General features: G+C 66.5%; 2 protein-coding genes. Both read left to right on the forward strand.

All coding sequences use genetic code 11. From position 1 onward, the window contains the following. Positions 1 to 97: 97 nt before the first annotated feature. Positions 98 to 1,147 (forward strand): sugar ABC transporter permease, encoded by a 1,050-nt coding sequence (locus ABZ570_RS33910; protein ID WP_358072273.1) that lies wholly within the window; start codon positions 98 to 100, stop codon positions 1,145 to 1,147. A 1-nt stretch (position 1,148) separates the two neighbouring features. Continuing rightward, a complete protein-coding gene (locus ABZ570_RS33915) occupies positions 1,149 to 2,111 on the forward strand; it encodes a carbohydrate ABC transporter permease (RefSeq protein ID WP_358072275.1) in 963 nt (320 codons plus the stop codon). The last annotated feature ends 54 nt before the right edge of the window (positions 2,112 to 2,165 follow it).

Consider the following 2,165-nt stretch of genomic DNA (forward strand, 5'->3'; position numbering starts at 1 on the left):
CGATGTCCAGCTCCTTGCGCTCGGCAGGGGTGGGCATCCGGGCTGAGGCGGTGTCCGGGCCGGCCCACCGGCACAGTCGACACCCCTGGGAGGGTTGATGAACTTCGACTTCGCGGACGAGTCGCCGAAGCTATTCATGTTGCTCTGGGGGCTGGTGGCCTTCGTCGCGGTGGTTGGCGGCCTGCTCCTGTTGCTGGACGTGGTGCCGTCGTGGTTCGCCCGGCGCCGCGAGGCCCAGCTGGTCGCCGCGTCGGTCGGCGGCGCGCCGCTGCCGCGCCGGCGGAAGCCCCGGGAAGGGCTCTTCGCGCTCTTCTTCCTGCTACCGACGGTGCTGCTGCTCCTCATCGGTCTGGTCGTCCCGGCGATCCGCACCACGCTGCTGTCGTTCATGGACGGCGGCAGCCAGAACTGGGTGGGGCTGGCCAACTATCGGTGGATGTTCGCTGAGGACAGCATCGTCCGGGTGCTGGTCAACACGTTGACCTGGGTGATCCTGGTCCCGTTGGTGGCCACCTCCATGGGCCTGCTCTACGCGGTGCTGGTCGACCGCGCCCGGTTCGAGTCGCTGGCCAAGTCACTGATCTTCATGCCGATGGCGATCTCGTTCGTGGGCGCCAGCATCATCTGGAAGTTCGTCTACGCCTACCGGGGCGAGGGGCAGGACCAGATCGGCCTGCTCAACCAGATCGTGGTCAGCCTCGGGGGCAAACCTCAGCAGTGGCTGCTGGAGTCACCGCTGAACACACTGCTGCTCATTGTGATCATGGTGTGGATCCAGGCCGGCTTCGCCATGGTGGTGCTCTCCGCCGCGATCAAGGCGATCCCCGCGGACATCGTGGAGGCCGCCCGCCTGGACGGGGTCACCGCGTGGCAGATGTTCTGGCGAATCACCCTGCCGAGTATCCGGCCGGCTCTGATCGTCGTGGTCGTGACCCTGTCGATCGCCACGCTGAAGGTCTTCGACATCGTCCGCACCACCACCAACGGGCTCTACGACACCAGCGTGATCGCCAACGAGATGTACAACCAGGCGTTCCGGTACGGCGAGAACGGCCAGGGCTCCGCCCTGGCGGTCTTCCTGTTCGTCCTGGTCATCCCGATCGTGATCTACCAGATCCGCAACCTGCGTCAGCAGCGGGAGGGCTGAGATGACCACCGCCACGCCCACTGTCGGAACCGGCGTCCAGGCCACCCGGGCGACCACCCGCGCCGGCCGGGTCCGCAAGCGCCTGAACAGCCGTACCGCCACCCTGGTCTCGATCGTCATCGCGCTGCTCTGGACGGTGCCGACCTTCGGCCTGTTCATCTCCTCGTTGCGGCCGGAGACCCAGATCAAGACCACCGGCTGGTGGACCTTCTTCAGCGATCCGCAGTTCACCCTCAGGAACTACCAGGAGGTGCTCTTCGGTCGCTCGTCGTCCTCCGGGCAGCTTGCCAGCTACTTCATCAACTCACTGGCGATCACGATTCCGTCCGTCCTCTTCCCGCTCGCCTTCGCGGCCCTGGCCGCGTACGCGCTGGCCTGGATCAACTTCCGCGGACGCGACTGGGTCTACATCGCGATCTTCGCCATGCAGATCGTGCCGCTGCAGATGGCCCTGGTGCCCCTGCTCAGCTTCTTCTCCACCGGGGTCAGCCTGGGCGGCGTCACTCTGATGCCCGCCTGGGAACTCGACGGCGCGCAGAAATTCGCCCAGGTGTGGTTCGCGCACACCTGCTTCGCGCTCCCGTTCGCCGTGTTCCTGCTGCACAATTTCATCTCGCAGCTGCCCGGCGACCTGATGGAGGCGGCCCGGGTCGACGGGGCGACCCACCCGAAGATCTTCCGCACCATCGTCCTGCCGCTGATCACGCCCGCCCTGGCCGCGTTCGGCATCTTCCAGTTCCTCTGGGTCTGGAACGACCTGCTGGTCGCACTGATCTTCGCGGGCGGCAACAGCGAGACCGCCCCGCTGACCGTCCGGCTCGCCGAGATGGCCGGCAGCCGGGGCAACGAGTGGCAGCGGCTGACGGCCGGGGCCTTCGTGTCGATCGTCGTACCGCTGATCGTGTTCCTGTCCCTCCAGCGCTTCTTCGTGCGGGGCCTGCTCGCCGGCAGCGTCAAGGGTTGACTACGGCGAGGACCGGGTCTGCCAGATCGTGACCTTCAATACCATCAAGGCGAA

The organism is Micromonospora sp. NPDC007271, assembly GCF_040634005.1.
Lineage (GTDB): Bacteria > Actinomycetota > Actinomycetes > Mycobacteriales > Micromonosporaceae > Micromonospora.